Annotated in this window: 18 protein-coding genes; 12 read left to right on the top strand and 6 right to left on the bottom strand. The window is 34.8% G+C overall.

Going from position 1 to position 15,995, the window contains the following annotated elements:
- The first annotated feature begins 111 nt into the window (after positions 1 to 111).
- Positions 112 to 468 (top strand): helix-turn-helix transcriptional regulator, encoded by a 357-nt coding sequence (locus N4T20_RS02905; protein ID WP_260671626.1) that lies wholly within the window; start codon positions 112 to 114, stop codon positions 466 to 468.
- A 334-nt stretch (positions 469 to 802) separates the two neighbouring features.
- On the opposite strand, the gene N4T20_RS02900 is transcribed toward N4T20_RS02905, so the two are convergent.
- Together N4T20_RS02900 and N4T20_RS02895 are read right to left on the bottom strand one after the other, a co-directional pair.
- The gene (locus N4T20_RS02900) at positions 803 to 2,062 is read right to left on the bottom strand and encodes an aspartate kinase (protein WP_260671625.1); all 1,260 of its coding nucleotides are present in this window, start codon (positions 2,060 to 2,062) and stop codon (positions 803 to 805) included.
- 131 nt (positions 2,063 to 2,193) lie between these two features.
- Positions 2,194 to 2,682: a GNAT family N-acetyltransferase gene (locus N4T20_RS02895; RefSeq protein ID WP_260671624.1), complete on the bottom strand. Its 489-nt coding sequence runs from the start codon at positions 2,680 to 2,682 to the stop codon at positions 2,194 to 2,196.
- Positions 2,683 to 2,853: 171 nt separating this feature from the next.
- Between N4T20_RS02895 and fbp the strand changes: the two genes are divergently transcribed.
- Both fbp and N4T20_RS02885 read left to right on the top strand, forming a co-directional pair.
- On the top strand, positions 2,854 to 3,861 hold the full coding sequence (gene fbp, locus N4T20_RS02890; RefSeq protein ID WP_260671623.1) for a class 1 fructose-bisphosphatase: 1,008 nt from the start codon (positions 2,854 to 2,856) through the stop codon (positions 3,859 to 3,861).
- A gap of 212 nt (positions 3,862 to 4,073) precedes the next feature.
- Positions 4,074 to 4,487, top strand: a complete 414-nt coding sequence (locus tag N4T20_RS02885) for a hypothetical protein (RefSeq protein ID WP_260671622.1) — start codon at positions 4,074 to 4,076, stop codon at positions 4,485 to 4,487.
- Between the two features lie 109 nt (positions 4,488 to 4,596).
- Here the strand turns inward: N4T20_RS02885 and N4T20_RS02880 are convergent, their stop codons facing one another.
- Positions 4,597 to 5,028: a TerB family tellurite resistance protein gene (locus N4T20_RS02880; RefSeq protein WP_095928262.1), complete on the bottom strand. Its 432-nt coding sequence runs from the start codon at positions 5,026 to 5,028 to the stop codon at positions 4,597 to 4,599.
- A 166-nt stretch (positions 5,029 to 5,194) separates the two neighbouring features.
- Here N4T20_RS02880 and N4T20_RS02875 point away from each other — a divergent pair, with 166 nt between their 5' ends.
- The 5 genes from N4T20_RS02875 (at position 5,195) to N4T20_RS02855 (ending at position 8,593) form a co-directional block, all read left to right on the top strand.
- A complete protein-coding gene (locus N4T20_RS02875) occupies positions 5,195 to 5,788 on the top strand; it encodes a HupE/UreJ family protein (protein WP_260671621.1) in 594 nt (197 codons plus the stop codon).
- Positions 5,789 to 5,793: 5 nt separating this feature from the next.
- Positions 5,794 to 6,225 (top strand): deoxycytidylate deaminase, encoded by a 432-nt coding sequence (locus N4T20_RS02870; RefSeq protein WP_260671620.1) that lies wholly within the window; start codon positions 5,794 to 5,796, stop codon positions 6,223 to 6,225.
- Positions 6,225 to 7,802 carry a S41 family peptidase gene (locus N4T20_RS02865; protein ID WP_260671619.1) on the top strand — a complete coding sequence of 526 codons (1,578 nt, stop codon included), beginning with the start codon at positions 6,225 to 6,227 and terminating at the stop codon, positions 7,800 to 7,802. Before N4T20_RS02870 ends, N4T20_RS02865 begins: the two co-directional genes overlap by 1 nt.
- Positions 7,803 to 7,818: 16 nt before the next feature.
- Positions 7,819 to 8,184 carry a nuclear transport factor 2 family protein gene (locus tag N4T20_RS02860; protein WP_260671618.1) on the top strand — a complete coding sequence of 122 codons (366 nt, stop codon included), beginning with the start codon at positions 7,819 to 7,821 and terminating at the stop codon, positions 8,182 to 8,184.
- Positions 8,185 to 8,275: 91 nt separating this feature from the next.
- On the top strand, positions 8,276 to 8,593 hold the full coding sequence (locus N4T20_RS02855) for a hypothetical protein (protein ID WP_260671617.1): 318 nt from the start codon (positions 8,276 to 8,278) through the stop codon (positions 8,591 to 8,593).
- Positions 8,594 to 8,710: 117 nt separating this feature from the next.
- Here the strand turns inward: N4T20_RS02855 and N4T20_RS02850 are convergent, their stop codons facing one another.
- From N4T20_RS02850 to N4T20_RS02840, 3 genes are all read right to left on the bottom strand, one after another.
- Entirely contained in the window at positions 8,711 to 9,313 is a 603-nt protein-coding gene (locus tag N4T20_RS02850; protein ID WP_260673089.1) for an FAD-dependent oxidoreductase, read from the bottom strand.
- 1 nt (position 9,314) lies between these two features.
- Positions 9,315 to 9,518, bottom strand: coding sequence for a hypothetical protein (locus tag N4T20_RS02845; protein ID WP_008465053.1), 204 nt, complete (start codon positions 9,516 to 9,518; stop codon positions 9,315 to 9,317).
- A 107-nt stretch (positions 9,519 to 9,625) separates the two neighbouring features.
- On the bottom strand, positions 9,626 to 10,204 hold the full coding sequence (locus N4T20_RS02840) for a MarC family protein (RefSeq protein WP_260671616.1): 579 nt from the start codon (positions 10,202 to 10,204) through the stop codon (positions 9,626 to 9,628).
- Positions 10,205 to 10,495: 291 nt separating this feature from the next.
- On the opposite strand from N4T20_RS02840, the gene N4T20_RS02835 reads away from it, so the two are divergent.
- The 4 genes from N4T20_RS02835 (at position 10,496) to N4T20_RS02820 (ending at position 15,906) form a co-directional block, all read left to right on the top strand.
- Positions 10,496 to 11,278, top strand: a complete 783-nt coding sequence (locus tag N4T20_RS02835) for a hypothetical protein (RefSeq protein ID WP_260671615.1) — start codon at positions 10,496 to 10,498, stop codon at positions 11,276 to 11,278.
- Positions 11,279 to 11,364: 86 nt separating this feature from the next.
- On the top strand, positions 11,365 to 11,934 hold the full coding sequence (locus N4T20_RS02830; RefSeq protein ID WP_260671614.1) for a DUF3109 family protein: 570 nt from the start codon (positions 11,365 to 11,367) through the stop codon (positions 11,932 to 11,934).
- Between the two features lie 337 nt (positions 11,935 to 12,271).
- Entirely contained in the window at positions 12,272 to 13,249 is a 978-nt protein-coding gene (locus N4T20_RS02825) for a ribonucleotide-diphosphate reductase subunit beta (RefSeq protein WP_198855471.1), read from the top strand.
- A 263-nt stretch (positions 13,250 to 13,512) separates the two neighbouring features.
- On the top strand, positions 13,513 to 15,906 hold the full coding sequence (locus N4T20_RS02820) for a ribonucleoside-diphosphate reductase subunit alpha (protein WP_260671613.1): 2,394 nt from the start codon (positions 13,513 to 13,515) through the stop codon (positions 15,904 to 15,906).
- The last annotated feature ends 89 nt before the right edge of the window (positions 15,907 to 15,995 follow it).

Raw genomic sequence — 15,995 nt, 5'->3', positions numbered from 1 at the left:
AAATTAGGAACAATGCTAAATGATGCTTAGTCGAAAATCGGTTATTAAAAACCTAAATTCGAATAATTGTAAATAAATTCTTATATTTGAATTTATTTTAAGACATTGATTATGAATAAAATTGTGGGAGAAAATCTAAAGACCTTAAGAAAATCAAAGAGTATGTCACAAGAAAAGGCTGCAGATTGTTTAAATATTTCACAATCGGCTTATGCAAGAATGGAGCGTGGAGAAAGCACTTCTTGGGCTATTCATTTTAATAAAATCTGCCAAATGTTTGAAGTTAGTCCACAAGAGTTAGTGAAAAAAGGATTGGGTGATTTTGCTTATGATAGCTTAATAAATACAGAAAGACTATCAGAAATTTCGATGCTGAGCGCTTATAGAAAAATCATAAAGCAATATGAGGTGCAGATTAAAGATTTGAAAACTATTATTAAACACTTGAAGAAGGGGAGAAATTTGTAATTAATTTTTTCCTTTTTTCAGTTGCGTATACGTTATAAGGACACCGATTGTAGAGAGAAAAGGACCGATTACTAATCTAAAATCTGAAAAAGAAATATCTTTTATATCTTTTCTGAGTAATGGACTTAAAGTTATACAGAGGTATAATACACCTAGGATTATTAAAACAATTAAAAAGCTCTTTTTGCTCATTTTAAGTTCTTTATAAAGAAGAGTAAATGTAATCAAAAAACAGATAAAATAGAGAAAATTCTTTTGCAATAAAAAGGCTTCACAATTAAGTGAAGCCCTTTCAATAATTTTTGAATTAATGATTACCTTTTATAAAGCAATATTAGTTTAATTCTTTAGTGACAATCTGCATGGTTTCGCGGCTAACTTGTTTCAATAAAACTTCTTTATTAGCCTCAACAGTCTGCGCTGCTTCTTCGGTAAAGTGACGGATTGTATATAAGGTTACATTTTCGCTGTATTCTACTTTGAATTTTTTAGAGAGAATAGCGTTCAGTTCTGGGAAATTCCCAAATTTATCTTCCACGCATACAGAGAAACTAATTGCTGAGTTCTGAATCAAGTTTACTTTGATTTTGAATTCGTGGAATAAACCGAAAATCTCACTGATGTTTTCCTCCATGATGAAAGAGAAATCAATGGATGAAAGTGAAATTAAAAGCTGTTCTCTTTTTACGATAAAACATGGATATTGCGGTTCCAGATCTACTCCTTTAGAAACGCAAGTCCCTTTTAATAACGGATTGATAAAAGATTTTACATACAAGGGAATTTCTTTTTTCTGCAGTGGCTGCAGTGTTTTTGGGTGAATAACCGTTGCTCCGTAAAATGCCAATTCGATAGCCTCGCGGTACGAAATTTGGTTTAACAGACTCGCATTTTCAAAATAACGAGGATCGGCATTCATAACTCCAGGAACATCTTTCCAAATGGTTACGCTTTCGGCATTTAAGCAGTAGGCAAAAATTCCAGCAGTATAATCAGAACCTTCACGGCCTAAAGTCGTAGTGAAATTATTTTCGTCTGCGCCTAAGAAACCTTGTGTGATGTTTAATTGTTTTCTAGGTACATTTTTGCTGATGTTTTGCTGTGTAGTTTCCCAATCAACTTCTGCATCTCTATAGTTTGCATTGGTTTTGATGAAATTGCGAACGTCAAGCCATTGTGTCTGAATTCCTCTGAAATTCATGTAGTGGCTTAAGATATTTGTAGAAATCAATTCTCCAAAGCTTACCACTTGGTCGTAAACAAAGTTGTAATTTGGAGATTTATTATGGGCCAAGAAATATTCTAACTCAGCAAACTGAGCATTTACAGCTGCAAAAACGTCATGATTCTCATCTTCAAATAAATCCAATAAGATTTGATTGTGGTATTTTTTAATTTCCTGAACAGAAGAATTTAGTTCTGCCGATTTCTCGAAGTAATTCTTAATTACAACCTCAAGAGCATTTGTTGTTTTTCCCATAGCCGACACCACAAGAATTACATCTTCATAACCCACTTTTTGTAAAACGTCGTATACGTTTTTAATTCCATCTGCATCTTTTACCGATGCACCACCAAATTTAAATACTCTCATTTTTAATTTTAGATTTTTAGATTTTAGATTCCAGATTCAAACCGAAACCTAGTATTTTATTTGTTGCCACGAATTTCACAAATTAGCACGGATTAATTAGTGGAAATTAGTGCAATTTGTGGCAAGACTTTTTATAATTTCTCTAAGAACGAATTAACTCCAGCTTCATCCATTTGCACAACTTGCCAGTCTTCTAGAATTTTTGCGCCAGAATTTTTGTAAAAATTCACCGCTGGGGTATTCCAAGCCAAAACATTCCATTCTACTCTGCGCACGCCGTCTCTTTTTCCTTGTTTCATGATTTCAGCATAAAGAGCAGAACCTAAACCAGTGCCGCGCATTTTTTCTTTTACAATCAAATCTTCAAGGTGAATTGTTTTTCCTTTCCAGGTAGAATAGCGATAATAGTATAATGCAATTCCAACAATTTCCTTCTGTTTTTCTTCGTTTTCAATCTCTGCTACAAAAACGTTAAATAATGGTTTTTCACCAAAACCGTCACGCACCAAATCTTCCTCTGTAATGACAACCGCATCGGGCTCTTTTTCGAATATAGCCAGCTCCTGAATAAGCCCCAGCACCGATTTCATGTCTTCAGGATTTCCTTTTCTAATATTCATGTATTCTTATTTTTAAGTATTTATTATCTAAAAAAGCTTCATTTTAGCTAGTGCTTTTTGCAGATTATTAGCAAATATACAATAGTAGCAAACTAACAACATAATTTTTAAATCATTCTCACAAAATAAGCGATATTTGTGACTTAAAAATAAAACTATAACGATTTAGAAATGGAAGAACGCAATAAAACACTGGGAGAGTTTATTATTGAGAACCAAAAAGCATTTCAGTATTCGTCGGGAGAACTCTCGCGAATTATCAACTCTATTCGATTGGCGGCAAAAGTGGTCAATCATAAAGTTAACCAAGCAGGTTTGGTAGATATTGTGGGCGCGGCAGGCGAACAGAATATCCAAGGAGAAGACCAGCAAAAATTAGATGTCTATGCCAACGAAGTATTTATCCAGACGTTAATAAACCGTGAGATTGTCTGTGGTATTGCTTCTGAAGAAAACGACGATTTTATTACTGTTCAGGGGAGCGACAACAGTCATAATAATAAGTACGTGATCTTAATGGATCCGCTAGACGGATCTTCAAACATTGATGTAAATGTTTCTGTCGGAACTATTTTTTCTGTTTTCAGAAGAGTAACTCCAATAGGAACTCCGGTAACTAGCGAGGATTTTTTACAGCCGGGAATCAATCAAGTTGCAGCAGGATATGTAATTTATGGAACTTCAACGATGCTGGTTTACACAACAGGACATGGCGTAAATGGTTTTACATTGAACCCGGCGATAGGTACATTTTATCTTTCGCATCCAAACATGAAATTTCCAGAAAACGGAAATATTTATTCAGTAAACGAAGGAAACTATGTGCATTTTCCGCAGGGAGTAAAAAACTACATTAAATATTGTCAGCGCGAAGAAGGAGACAGACCGTATACTTCAAGATATATTGGAAGTTTGGTAGCCGATTTTCATCGAAATATGATAAAAGGAGGAATTTATATTTATCCGACAAGTTCAAAAGCGCCAAAAGGAAAATTGCGTTTGCTGTACGAATGCAATCCGATGGCGTTTTTGGCAGAGCAGGCAGGAGGAAAAGCAACAGACGGTTTTGGCAGAATTCTAGAAATTAAGCCAACCGAACTGCACCAAAGAGTGCCTTTCTTTTGCGGAAGCTATAATATGGTAGAAAAAGCAGAGGAATTTATGGCTGAAGCGAATTAAGTTTTTTGTTTCAAGTTTCAAATTTATTTTTGACTATAAAGCAGGCCCGATAGGTTTTTAAAACTTGTCGGGCTTTTGTTTTAAGAAAATTTTTAAAATAAGACGCAACCATCTTTGAATCTATCAATCTTTAAAATAAACGTTTATGAGAAATTATGGATTAATTTTTTTGTAAATGATTTAAAACTAATCAAACCCCAAAACACATTATGATGAAAAAAAAAATATTGATGATCTTGTTCGGAATGTTTTCCGTTTTGTTTGTTTCCTGCAGTAGCGATGACATTAAAGACTATCCACTTGGACCATCTGGAGACGAGATTAAACTTTCTAAAAAGGAAGCTTCTTTCACCTCAGAAGCCAACACGATAACAATTACGGCAGAGTATAAAACATGGTGGGTAAATGGTTTTGCAATAGACAAAGTGAGAATTGATAAAGGAAATGTAGATTTGCTAGCCGAAAATTTTATTTTTAAGAATGACGATTTTGAGGTCGAAAAGAAAAATGGAAACACGCTCATCATCAAAATGAACAAAAATACAACCAATAAAGACAGGCTTCTTACGATTGGACTTCAAGCTGGAAATTATTTTGAGAGCATCAATATCACACAGTCAAAATAGGATAAAAAATAAAACCCGATAAATTCAATTATCGGGTTTATTCTTAATTTTCATTTGCAGTCAAGTCTCAGTATGAAAACACTGGATACTAAAAACTGAACACTGAATACTATTTATGCATATGCTGCATTTCGTAGATAAATGTATCTGCATCTACTTTTTTGTCCACTAGTGACAATGCTTTTGCAATAATGTAGTCTACGTTGCTTGGCGTAAATCCAAGAGCCACACTTATCTTTTTTAGAAGTACTTCTTGTTTGTCTTCAAGATGATGATCAACATGAACCATTCGTGTTAGATCATACAGACGTTCTAAACGCTGAACATATGAATACGGCGGATTAATAGGATACTTTAATGGATCGCTAAGAATTTCTTCGTATTCTGATTCTGTAATTTCTAAACGAGAAGCAAGTTTGTCTAAAAAGGCTTTTTCTTCTGGATACACAACCCCGTCAGCTAGCGCGACACGAACAATAGCAGAAAAGTGCCCTTTGTTTCTTTGCTTGAATTCGCTATCAAATAATTCTGAAAATGACATAATGATAAAGTTTTATTATAACAAATATAATCCTATTTTTAAATTATTGATTTTAAATTTCTCCTAAAATTTAACTTTTTTGCCACAGGATTTAACCGCTTGAATCTTTAAGTTTGAAAATTAATCGTAAGTTTACAACCCCTAATTATTTAATTGCAATACACCTATGTCACAATTTTGGATTTATTTTCAAATAGGATTAAAACACGTTTTAGATATCAATGCTTACGATCACGTTCTTTTTTTAATCGCCTTAACCGTTCCGTATCTTTTTAAAGACTGGAAAAGAATTTTCTTATTGGTTTCTCTTTTTACAATTGGCCATACTTTGGCTTTAATTCTTTCAGTTTATGGAATTATAGCCATAAAAGTAGATGTTGTAGAATTCCTGATTCCGATTACGATTTTGATTACAGCTCTTTATCATTTGTTTACGGCTGGAAAGACCTCAAAAAATGATGGCGTAAATCTAGTATTTTTCATAACTTTATTCTTTGGAATTATTCATGGACTAGGTTTTTCTAATTATTTCAAAACAATTTTAGGAGGTTCTGCAACCTCAAAATTGTTGCCTTTAGGAGAGTTTGCCTTAGGAATAGAAGCTGCTCAGCTGGTGGTGGTTTTTGTTGTTCTGGTAATTTCATATATAGTGCAGACTGTTTTCCGTTTTTCAAAACGAGACTGGGCGCTTGTAATGTCGGCTTTCATCATTGGAGTTGTAATTCCGATGATTATTGAAAGTCCAATTTGGAACAGATAAATTAAATGGAAGTAAAAAAACTGAATAAATACGATAAAGCATATCTGCGAATTGCAAAAGAGTGGAGCCTGCTTTCTTATTGTAAACGAAAACAAGTTGGTGCCATTATTGTAAAAGACAGAATGATCATTTCTGATGGCTACAACGGAACGCCTTCGGGATTTGAAAACTGCTGCGAAGATGAAGACGGGTTAACGCGCTGGGATGTTTTGCACGCCGAAGCAAACGCTATCCTAAAAGTAGCCCGATCAACACAATCGTGCGAAGGAGCAACGTTGTATATCACGCTTTCGCCTTGCAAAGAATGCAGCAAATTAATACATCAGTCTGGAATAAAAAGAGTGGTGTATAAAGATGGGTATCGTGATGATTCGGGAATTCAATTTTTAATAAAAGCAGGCGTAGAAGTACAACATATTCCTGTTTTGGAAGAGTAATGAAATTTAATTCAAAATATTTGCCAATTGTAATAGGCGCAACTTTTGCCCTTGGAATAATTGCCGGAAGCCTCATGAATGCTCCCGCAAGTGACCAGCTTTTGGCCAAAAATTACTCGAAAACCAAACTCAATAAACTGATTGATTTTATCAATACAGAATATGTTGACAGCGTCAATACCGATTCGATTGTAAATCTTACGGTCGATAATATACTTTCCAAATTAGATCCGCATTCGGTTTATATTCCGCCAAGCGAACAAGCTGAGGTGGCCGAAAGCATGAAAGGTGATTTCGTAGGAATCGGAATCAATTTTTATATGTATAAAGATTCAGTGGCGATTATAAAACCAGTTGAAAATGGACCTTCGGCAAAAGCTGGATTAAAATCTGGAGACCGCATTTTATTTGCTGGAAAAACGAAGCTGTACGGAAGAAAACTGCCTTCAGACAGTTTGTTTTCTAAACTGAAAGGACTTCAAGGTTCAGAAATCGAACTGACTGTCTTTAGAAAATCAGAACAGAAAAAACTAAAATTTAAAGTAAAACGAGACATCATTCCAATCAAAAGCGTTGATGCTTCTTTGTTAATTGGAAATAAAGTGGGTTACATCAAAATAAATCGTTTTGCGGAAACTACATTTAATGAATTCAAAACAGGTTTAACAAGATTAAAACAAAAAGGAATTCAGTCGCTTGTAATTGATCTTCGTGATAATGGCGGCGGATATATGGAAGAGGCGATCGCCATTGCCGATGAGTTTTTAAAAGACAAGCAGTTAATCGTTTTCACTAAAAGCAAAAACGGTTCTACCGAAAAAACATACGCTACAAAAGCTGGAAGTTTTGAAACTGGAAAAGTATATGTTTTAATTAATGAAAATAGTGCTTCTGCGAGCGAAATTTTAGCTGGAGCCATTCAGGATAATGATCGCGGGACGATTGTTGGGCGCCGTTCTTTTGGAAAAGGTCTGGTTCAAAGAGAGATGGATTTTAACGACGGATCTGCCGTGAGATTGACCGTAGCGCGCTATTATACGCCTACAGGAAGATCGATCCAAAAACCGTATAAAAAAGGAAACGAAGAGTATTTTAAAGAATCTGAATCTAGAATTGCTACTGGAGAGCTTTATGCGAAAGACAGCATAAAAGTGGCCGATTCTTTAAAATTCAAAACTCCGAAAGGAAAAATCGTGTATGGCGGCGGTGGAATTGTTCCAGATGTTTTTGTTCCGATGGAAGCAGAGCACGGGAATGAAAATGTTGCTTATCTGCTGCAGACAGGAATTGTTGGCCATTTTGTCTTTGAAGAATTGGACAAAGACAGAAATGCTTTTGCAGGTTCTAATTTTGCCGATTTCTTGGCTAAAATGAAAAATTCAGATGTGTATTTCAAAAAATTTAAGAATTACATTCTGATGACAGGTTTAGATTTGAAATTAGACAAAACAAAAGCGCTTGTAAACCGCCATATTACGGCTGAATTTGCCCGACAGCTGTATGGAGAATTGTATTATTATGATGTGATCTTGAAGGATGACGCCATGATTAAAAGTATTCTCAATCCGAAGAAATAACTTCAATCTTTATATCATGAAAATAGAAACCGTTGTTGATGCAGAAATTGAACTTCTAACTGCAATTAAAAAATCGGATGTTATGGCTTTGGAAACAATCCTTCATGATGATTTATTGTTTAATATGCCTGACGGACAAACTATAACAAAAGATTTTGATCTAGAAACGTACCGTTCGGGAAAAATTAAAATAGATTCGCTGGAAGCGTCAGATCAAATTGTTAATGTAATTGATGATTCTGCTGTGGTTACGGTTACAGTTGCCTTAAAAGGGGCTTACGACAATCATCCGATCAACGGGGTTTTCAAATATATAAGAGTCTGGAAAAAGTCGGGCAAGAATCTAAAAGTTATAGCAGGAAGCTGTGTTCAGTTAGCATAAAGTTTGATGCAATAAAAATAATACTAACTTAAAACCTAGTACGGCAATCAGAATAAAAATCTGGCTTACTTTGCGGTTTAAACTAAATTATATGAAGAATCTAAAAAGAATAAGTTTTTTAGTACTCCTAATGACTTTTGTAATTTCTTGCACAACGATGAAAAATGATGCTAACGCAGTAGTTTCAGGTAAAGTTGACAGTATAGAAGGAGGTAAAGATGGTTACACAGCCAAAATTACAACAGATGCCAAAGAAGTATACTTTGCAACAATTAGTATTGTAAACGTAGGAGGGCCCCAAAACTACAAACAATTAAAAATTGGTGATGTAGTATCGGTAAAAGGGGAAAAATGGAAAACAGAGGACGAAAACCATATCAAAGTCACAGAAATTGTTTCGGTTAAGTAAAGAACCAAACATTTAAAAAATAAACCATATAAGTGATATAAGTTCATTAAATCTATGCGTAAAGCATATATGTACTTATATCACTTATATGGTTTAATGATTTTATAAGGTTTTTTATCAAATGCTATCGTGAGCGTGAGTCTGCACGCCGTTATTCCATAAAGTAAGAATGTCTGTTGCTACAGCAGCGCCGCTTCCGGCAGCAATTGCCAATTGGCTTCTCCAGCCTGCTAAAGTTCCGATTGCATATATGCCATCAGCGACTTTATGATCTTCGTTTTTCAGCTGAATGCGCTGTTTTTCTGGAAGCGCTTTTTTGTGCGGTTCAACAAATTGCATTAAACCTTCAATGTCAAAAGTATTGGCAGAACCAATTCCGACTACGATATTTTTTGTTTGGTATGAATTCTTATTGGTTATTACAGTAAAATTAGGATAATCGCCCTCGATTTTCATTACTTTTTCATTTGGAATCTGAGTAATGTGCGGGTAAGTCGCCGCTAAATCCTGTGTGCTTTCAGTTAAAAGTTCAGAACCTAATTTTCCTGGCGTAATTCCGTAAGCGTTATAAAATATGGCCTCTTGTAAAGAAGAATTTTTCTGATGAGTAAAAATTCCGATTTTTTTGTCAGTAACAAAAGTTTTGTTTTTTGCGGATCCTAAAACTAGAGCACAAGATATGCCCGATACTCCTCCGCCGATAATTAAAACATCAAACATATTATCTGTTGTCATTCATTTTTTCTTCAATTCTCTTTGAAATTCTAAAAATCAAAAGAATCAAAACAGCGCAAAATGAAGCGGCGATTCCAATAAAAGCTACCATACTATCTCCTTGAAAAGGGTTTTTAAAGTCTAATAGCGTAATATTAAAAACGATTAAAGCTAATGCCAAAAGCACTAAGATTGAAGTGAAAATTTTCATAAGGTTGTCTTTGTTTTTGTCTAAAATAATAAAGTAGAACTTTATGGGGAAATTGCCTTAAAGTTGTATTTTAGAAATTTTACGGGGTAAATTTATAAAAATAAATTTTAGACAAACAAACCTTTAACATTAGCAGCGAATAATTTAACAGCAATTGCTAAAAGTATTACTCCAAATGTCTTGCGAACCACTCCGAGACCGTTTTCTCCCAGTAGGTTTTCTATTTTCTTAGAAGACTTTAAAACGATGTAAACCAGTACGATATTAAGTATTATAGCAATGATGATATTGATAGTGTGAAACTGAGATCGAAGCGATAATAAAGTGGTCATAGTTCCTGCTCCAGCGATTAAAGGGAAAGCCAGCGGTACAATAGAAGCAGATCCGGGTTCTTCATCGCGATAAATTCTGATGCCTAAAATCATTTCTAAAGCCAAGAAGAACAAAACAAATGATCCTGCAACGGCAAACGAATGAACATCAATACCGATAAGATTCAATAAACCTTCTCCAACAAAAAGAAAAACAATCATAATGGCACCTGCAACAATAGAAGCTTTTTCAGATTCGATGTGGCCCACTTTGGCTCTTAAATTCACAATAATTGGAATCGAACCAACAATATCAATTACGGCAAAAAGCACCATACTAACGGTAATGATTTCTTTAAAATCGATTTCTAGCATATCGTTTTTGGTTTTAGGGGTTAAAAAACTGCTGCAAAAGTAGTTAATAAAGTTAGGTGTTTTTTCGTTACAATGCATTTTTGTTATAAAAACACGTATTGTATGCATGAAATGTGATATTTGTAACATTAAAGCATTAAGATTATTGATTTAAGAGAAAAAGCACCGTTTATTTTTAAACTTAATTTATTTGTATTCTTCATTTTACGAAGTTCGTGAAATCAAACGTTAAAAAATATAACTTACTGAAAATCAATTATTAAATTTGTTGTAGTCTAAAAAGGAATGATTATGAAAAGGAAGATGTTTGTTATCGTTTTCTTGTGTCTGTTGTTTTCTTTCAATAGTTCACAAGCCCAAATCTGGCAGCAAATTAAAAAAGCAGCGCAACAAAAAGGCCAAAATAGTAGCGGAACTGCTGATCAAAATGTAAGTATGGAAAATGCCGTTTTAAGTTATGGAAAAAACAAGGTTGATCCTTCGGCAGTTCCAGATTCTTATTCTTTTAGTTGGAAATATATTATGGAGATTAAAACGGATGACGGTAAGACGATGAATGCAAATTATTTTCTGGAGCCCAATGCGCCTTATTTTGCAATGAACATCGATCAGGGAAAAGGACAAAACATGATGATGATTATGGATTCTAAAAACAATATAACGGTGACAGGCTTTGGCGATGGCAAAAATAAAATGGCTTCAGCTTCAAAAATGCCAGATTACCAAGGAATCGCAAAAACAGAAGGACAAAAGTCAAAATACACCATTAAGACATTGCCGAATAAAACCTTTTTGGGATACAATTGCAAAGGAATTCAAATGACAAATGAGCAGCATGACATTATTTGCTATTATACAAGCGAAGCAAAAGTGAGTTTTGGGGATATGTTTAAAAACCAAAAAGGCTGGAAAATGCCAGACGAACTCATGAATTACTTTAAACCAGAAGAACGCACTTTGCTGATGGATATGACCATGAAGGATCTAAAAAGCAGCAAAGTGACAACAATGAAATGTGTCAGTTTAGAAAAGAGCGCTTTTACTTTCAATAAATCAGATTATAAGTTCATGTGATAGGCGTTTGCAAGTCAGGTTATTTAGACTAAGAACATATATTAAGGGCTGTTTTTATTTCCTGAATCTTTAACTACCTTTGCAAAATGTTTCAATTAGGAAAAACCATAGTATCAGAGGATATTCTCGAAAAAGAATTTGTTTGTAATTTGTCTGCCTGCAAGGGAGCTTGCTGTGTTGACGGAGATGCCGGCGCGCCTTTAAACGAAGCCGAAACTAAAATCTTAGAAGAAATTTATCCGAAAGTAAAACCTTTTTTAAGAAAAGAAGGAATTGCTGCAATCGAAGCGCAAGGAACCTGGGTAAAAGGAACCGATGGCGATCTCGAAACGCCGCTTATTGACAATAAAGATTGTGCTTACGTAATTTTTGACGGAAAAACAGCGCTTTGCGGAATTGAGCAGGCTTACAATGAAGGAATTGTCGATTGGAAAAAACCGGTTTCGTGCCATTTGTATCCAATTCGAGTAAAAGACTTTACAGAATTTGCTGCTGTCAATTACGATAAATGGGACATTTGCGATGATGCCTGTTCGTTAGGGAAAGAGCTAGAAGTTCCGGTATACAAATTTGTAAAAGAAGCGTTGATAAGACGTTTTGGCGAAGATTGGTATTTGGAGCTCGAAAAGGTAGCAGAAGAACTTAAAAATTCATAAATAACAAGCCTATTTTTATAGGCTTTTTTTGTGTTCTTTTTCGACTCAAAAAAATAAAGTTTTGTCTCGAAAAAAACTTTCTAAAAGAATTTAAAATTTCTTGCTTTTTATATTTAAAAGTCTATATTTTACAGGGCTTTTGGGAGTAATTATGAGTTTTAAATGTTTCATTTACAGTAAATTAATTATTGTATGAAAAATTTCTCAAAAAACGATCGTTGTTAAAAACTACGTCAGATTGTGAATAAGTTTGGCTTTTATTTTTGGGCTTAAATGACAATCTTTGTAGTCTATTGAATTAGCAAAAATTCGGTATAAAAATTAAATAAAAATTGTCATGTCTCAAGTAGAACCAATCTTACAAGAAAATAAAAATCGTTTCGTTATTTTTCCTATCAAACATCATGATATTTGGGAATGGTATAAAAAAATGGAGGCTAGTTTCTGGACTGCCGAAGAAATCGATTTGCACCAAGACTTGACAGATTGGAATAACAAACTTAATGACGACGAAAGATATTTCATTAAACATATTTTAGCATTTTTTGCTGCTTCTGACGGAATCGTAAATGAAAATCTGGCTGAGAACTTTGTAAACGAAGTTCAATATGCCGAAGCGAAGTTTTTCTATGGTTTCCAGATTATGATGGAAAACATTCACAGCGAAACGTATTCTTTATTAATTGACACTTACGTTAAAGATGAAGCTGAAAAAACAGAATTGTTTAATGCGTTAGAAGTTTTTCCTGCTATTGCAAAAAAAGGAGAATGGGCTTTAAAATGGATCGAGTCAGATTCATTTGCTGAAAGGCTAATTGCTTTTGCTGCAGTTGAAGGGATTTTCTTCTCTGGTGCCTTCTGTTCAATTTATTGGTTGAAAAAACGTGGTTTAATGCCTGGTTTAACTTTCTCTAATGAATTAATTTCTCGTGATGAAGGCGTACATTGTGATTTTGCGGTTCACTTGCATAATCACCATTTGGTAAACAAAGTGCCAAAAGAAAGAATCAAAGAAATTATTGTCGATGCCTTAGATATCGAAAGACAGTTTGTAACAGAATCGCTTCCGGTAAGTTTAATTGGTATGAACGCTACTCTAATGACACAGTACTTAGAGTTCGTTGCCGATAGATTATTGGTAGAATTAGGTTGCGAGCGTGTTTACGGATCAGCAAACCCATTCGATTTCATGGACATGATTTCTCTTCAAGGAAAAACTAATTTCTTTGAAAAACGTGTTGCAGAGTATCAAAAGTCAGGTGTGATGAACAATGACAGCGATGCCCAGAAAATTTCATTTGATGCAGATTTTTAGACAACAAAAATACTTTTAGGGTCTATCTCCAAGAGACGCTAAAAAAAAGATTACAGATTATTTTTAAGGTTGAGCCTCTTTCCCCAAGTCGCAGGTTCAATAGCAATTTTTGACGCATTTAAATTCGGTTTTCGAATTTGAAACGAGTAACTATTGAGAATTTGGTAATTCTCTAAAATTAATTTTAAAACACGCAATGTTTAAGTGCTGGAGTCCGTTCTCTAGTTACTTTCATTTTTTCAATAACCATAAAAGGTAAGCTTATGTATGTAGTAAAAAGAGATGGCCACAGAGAGCCCGTAATGTTTGATAAGATTACAGAAAGAATCAAAAAATTGTGTTACGGCTTAAACGAGCTTGTAGATCCAGTTAAGGTAGCTATGAGAGTTATCGAAGGATTGTATGATGGAGTTTCGACTTCTGAATTGGATAATCTTGCGGCAGAAACTGCTGCTTCTATGACTATTGCGCATCCTGATTATGCTCAATTGGCGGCTCGTGTAGCAATTTCTAACCTGCATTCAAATACCAAAAAATCTTTCTCAGAAACGATGAAAGATATGTATCACTACGTAAACCCAAGAAATGGTCAAGATGCGCCATTAATTGCTGACGATGTTTACAAAGTGATTCAGGAAAATGCTGCCTTTTTAGATTCTCACATCATTTATACTAGAGATTTTAATTACGACTATTTTGGTTTTAAAACTTTAGAGCGTTCTTATCTTCTTAAAATCAACGGAAAAATTGTTGAGCGTCCGCAGCATATGTTAATGCGTGTTTCTGTGGGTATTCACTTAGACGATTTGAAATCGGTTATTGAAACTTACGATTTAATGTCTAAAAAGTTCTTTACGCACGCAACGCCAACATTGTTCAATGCAGGAACTCCAAAGCCGCAAATGTCGTCTTGTTTCCTTTTGGCAATGCAGGAAGACAGCATCGATGGTATTTATGATACATTAAAACAAACAGCAAAAATTTCTCAATCAGCTGGAGGAATCGGACTTTCTATTCATAACGTTCGTGCAACAGGATCTTATATTCGCGGCACAAACGGAACTTCAAACGGAATTGTTCCGATGTTGAGAGTTTTCAACGATACGGCTCGTTATGTAGATCAAGGCGGTGGAAAACGTAAAGGAAGTTTTGCGATCTACATCGAAACTTGGCACGCTGACATCTTCGATTTCTTAGATTTAAAGAAAAATACAGGAAAAGAAGAAATGCGTGCAAGAGATTTGTTCTTCGCAATGTGGACTTCAGATTTATTCATGAAACGTGTGCAGGAAGATGCATCATGGACTTTAATGTGTCCAAACGAATGTCCTGGTTTGTATGATGTTTATGGAGAAGAATTCGAAGCATTGTACACTGATTATGAATTTCAAGGAAAAGGTAGAAAAACAATCCGTGCTCGTGAATTATGGGAGAAAATCCTGGAATCTCAAATAGAGACTGGAACGCCATATATGCTGTACAAAGATGCGGCAAACCGTAAATCGAATCATAAGAATTTAGGAACTATCCGTTCTTCTAACTTGTGTACAGAGATTATGGAGTTTACTTCTAAAGATGAAATTGCAGTTTGTAACTTGGCTTCTATTTCGTTGCCAATGTTTATTGATAACGGGCAATTTGATCACCAAGCGCTTTACAATGTTACCAAACGTGTAACTCGTAACTTGAACAAAGTAATTGACAGAAATTACTATCCAGTACAAGAAGCTGAAAATTCAAATATGCGTCACCGTCCAGTTGGTTTAGGTGTGCAAGGTTTGGCAGATGCTTTCATCATGTTACGTATGCCGTTTACAAGCGATGAAGCTAAAAAATTGAACCAAGAAATTTTTGAAACATTATACTTCGCTGCTGTAACCGCTTCTATGGAAATGGCAAAAGAAGAAGGACCATATTCAACTTTTGAAGGTTCTCCAATGTCACAAGGAGAATTCCAATACAATATGTGGGGATTAAAAGATGAAGAATTGTCTGGCCGTTGGGATTGGGCTTCATTAAGAAAAGAAGTGGTAGAGCATGGAGTTCGTAACTCATTATTAGTTGCGCCAATGCCAACAGCTTCTACTTCTCAAATCTTAGGAAACAACGAAGCTTTTGAGCCATATACTTCAAACATCTACACACGTCGCGTATTGTCGGGAGAGTTTATCGTGGTAAACAAACACTTGCTAGAAGACTTAGTAAAACTTGGTTTATGGAACGAAGATTTGAAACAGGAAATTATGCGTCATAACGGTTCTGTTCAAAACATCGATAAGATTCCGCAAGAGTTAAAAGACCTTTACAAAACGGTTTGGGAAATGTCGATGAAAGATATTATCGATATGTCTCGCCAAAGAGGATATTTTATTGACCAGTCTCAATCGCTAAACTTGTTCATGCAAGATGCCAACTATTCTAAACTAACGTCAATGCACTTCTACGCTTGGCAGTCTGGTTTAAAAACAGGAATGTACTACTTAAGAACAAAAGCGGCTGTAGATGCAATTAAATTCACATTAAACAACGATAAAAAAGAACAAACAGCTCCGTCATTAGTTCAGGAAACCGAATCAATCAGTGTTGAGGATTACAAAGCAATGCTTTTAAAAGCACAAGCCGCAGATCCTGAAGATTGTGAAATGTGTGGGTCTTAATAATTTTAGATTGTAGATCTAAGATTTTAGATTTTTAAAATATTTATATAGAAAGCAGTTATTGTCATGATAGCTGCTTTTTTTTGTTT

The sequence above is a fragment of the Flavobacterium sp. TR2 genome (assembly GCF_025252405.1).
GTDB lineage: Bacteria > Bacteroidota > Bacteroidia > Flavobacteriales > Flavobacteriaceae > Flavobacterium.
This window is presented reverse-complemented; position numbering and strand designations above follow the sequence as displayed.

Coding starts and splice junctions, on each gene's coding strand:
- N4T20_RS02885 (WP_260671622.1), top strand. CDS start 4,074: ATGAAAAAAAAAATATTGATGATCTTGTTCGGAATGTTTTCCGTTTTG.
- N4T20_RS02835 (WP_260671615.1), top strand. CDS start 10,496: ATGAAAAGGAAGATGTTTGTTATCGTTTTCTTGTGTCTGTTGTTTTCT.
- N4T20_RS02865 (WP_260671619.1), top strand. CDS start 6,225: ATGAAATTTAATTCAAAATATTTGCCAATTGTAATAGGCGCAACTTTT.
- N4T20_RS02880 (WP_095928262.1), bottom strand. CDS start 5,028: ATGTCATTTTCAGAATTATTTGATAGCGAATTCAAGCAAAGAAACAAA.
- N4T20_RS02900 (WP_260671625.1), bottom strand. CDS start 2,062: ATGAGAGTATTTAAATTTGGTGGTGCATCGGTAAAAGATGCAGATGGA.
- fbp (WP_260671623.1), top strand. CDS start 2,854: ATGGAAGAACGCAATAAAACACTGGGAGAGTTTATTATTGAGAACCAA.
- N4T20_RS02905 (WP_260671626.1), top strand. CDS start 112: ATGAATAAAATTGTGGGAGAAAATCTAAAGACCTTAAGAAAATCAAAG.
- N4T20_RS02840 (WP_260671616.1), bottom strand. CDS start 10,204: ATGCTAGAAATCGATTTTAAAGAAATCATTACCGTTAGTATGGTGCTT.
- N4T20_RS02870 (WP_260671620.1), top strand. CDS start 5,794: ATGGAAGTAAAAAAACTGAATAAATACGATAAAGCATATCTGCGAATT.
- N4T20_RS02850 (WP_260673089.1), bottom strand. CDS start 9,313: ATGTTTGATGTTTTAATTATCGGCGGAGGAGTATCGGGCATATCTTGT.
- N4T20_RS02845 (WP_008465053.1), bottom strand. CDS start 9,518: ATGAAAATTTTCACTTCAATCTTAGTGCTTTTGGCATTAGCTTTAATC.
- N4T20_RS02855 (WP_260671617.1), top strand. CDS start 8,276: ATGAAGAATCTAAAAAGAATAAGTTTTTTAGTACTCCTAATGACTTTT.
- N4T20_RS02825 (WP_198855471.1), top strand. CDS start 12,272: ATGTCTCAAGTAGAACCAATCTTACAAGAAAATAAAAATCGTTTCGTT.
- N4T20_RS02830 (WP_260671614.1), top strand. CDS start 11,365: ATGTTTCAATTAGGAAAAACCATAGTATCAGAGGATATTCTCGAAAAA.
- N4T20_RS02820 (WP_260671613.1), top strand. CDS start 13,513: ATGTATGTAGTAAAAAGAGATGGCCACAGAGAGCCCGTAATGTTTGAT.
- N4T20_RS02860 (WP_260671618.1), top strand. CDS start 7,819: ATGAAAATAGAAACCGTTGTTGATGCAGAAATTGAACTTCTAACTGCA.
- N4T20_RS02875 (WP_260671621.1), top strand. CDS start 5,195: ATGTCACAATTTTGGATTTATTTTCAAATAGGATTAAAACACGTTTTA.
- N4T20_RS02895 (WP_260671624.1), bottom strand. CDS start 2,682: ATGAATATTAGAAAAGGAAATCCTGAAGACATGAAATCGGTGCTGGGG.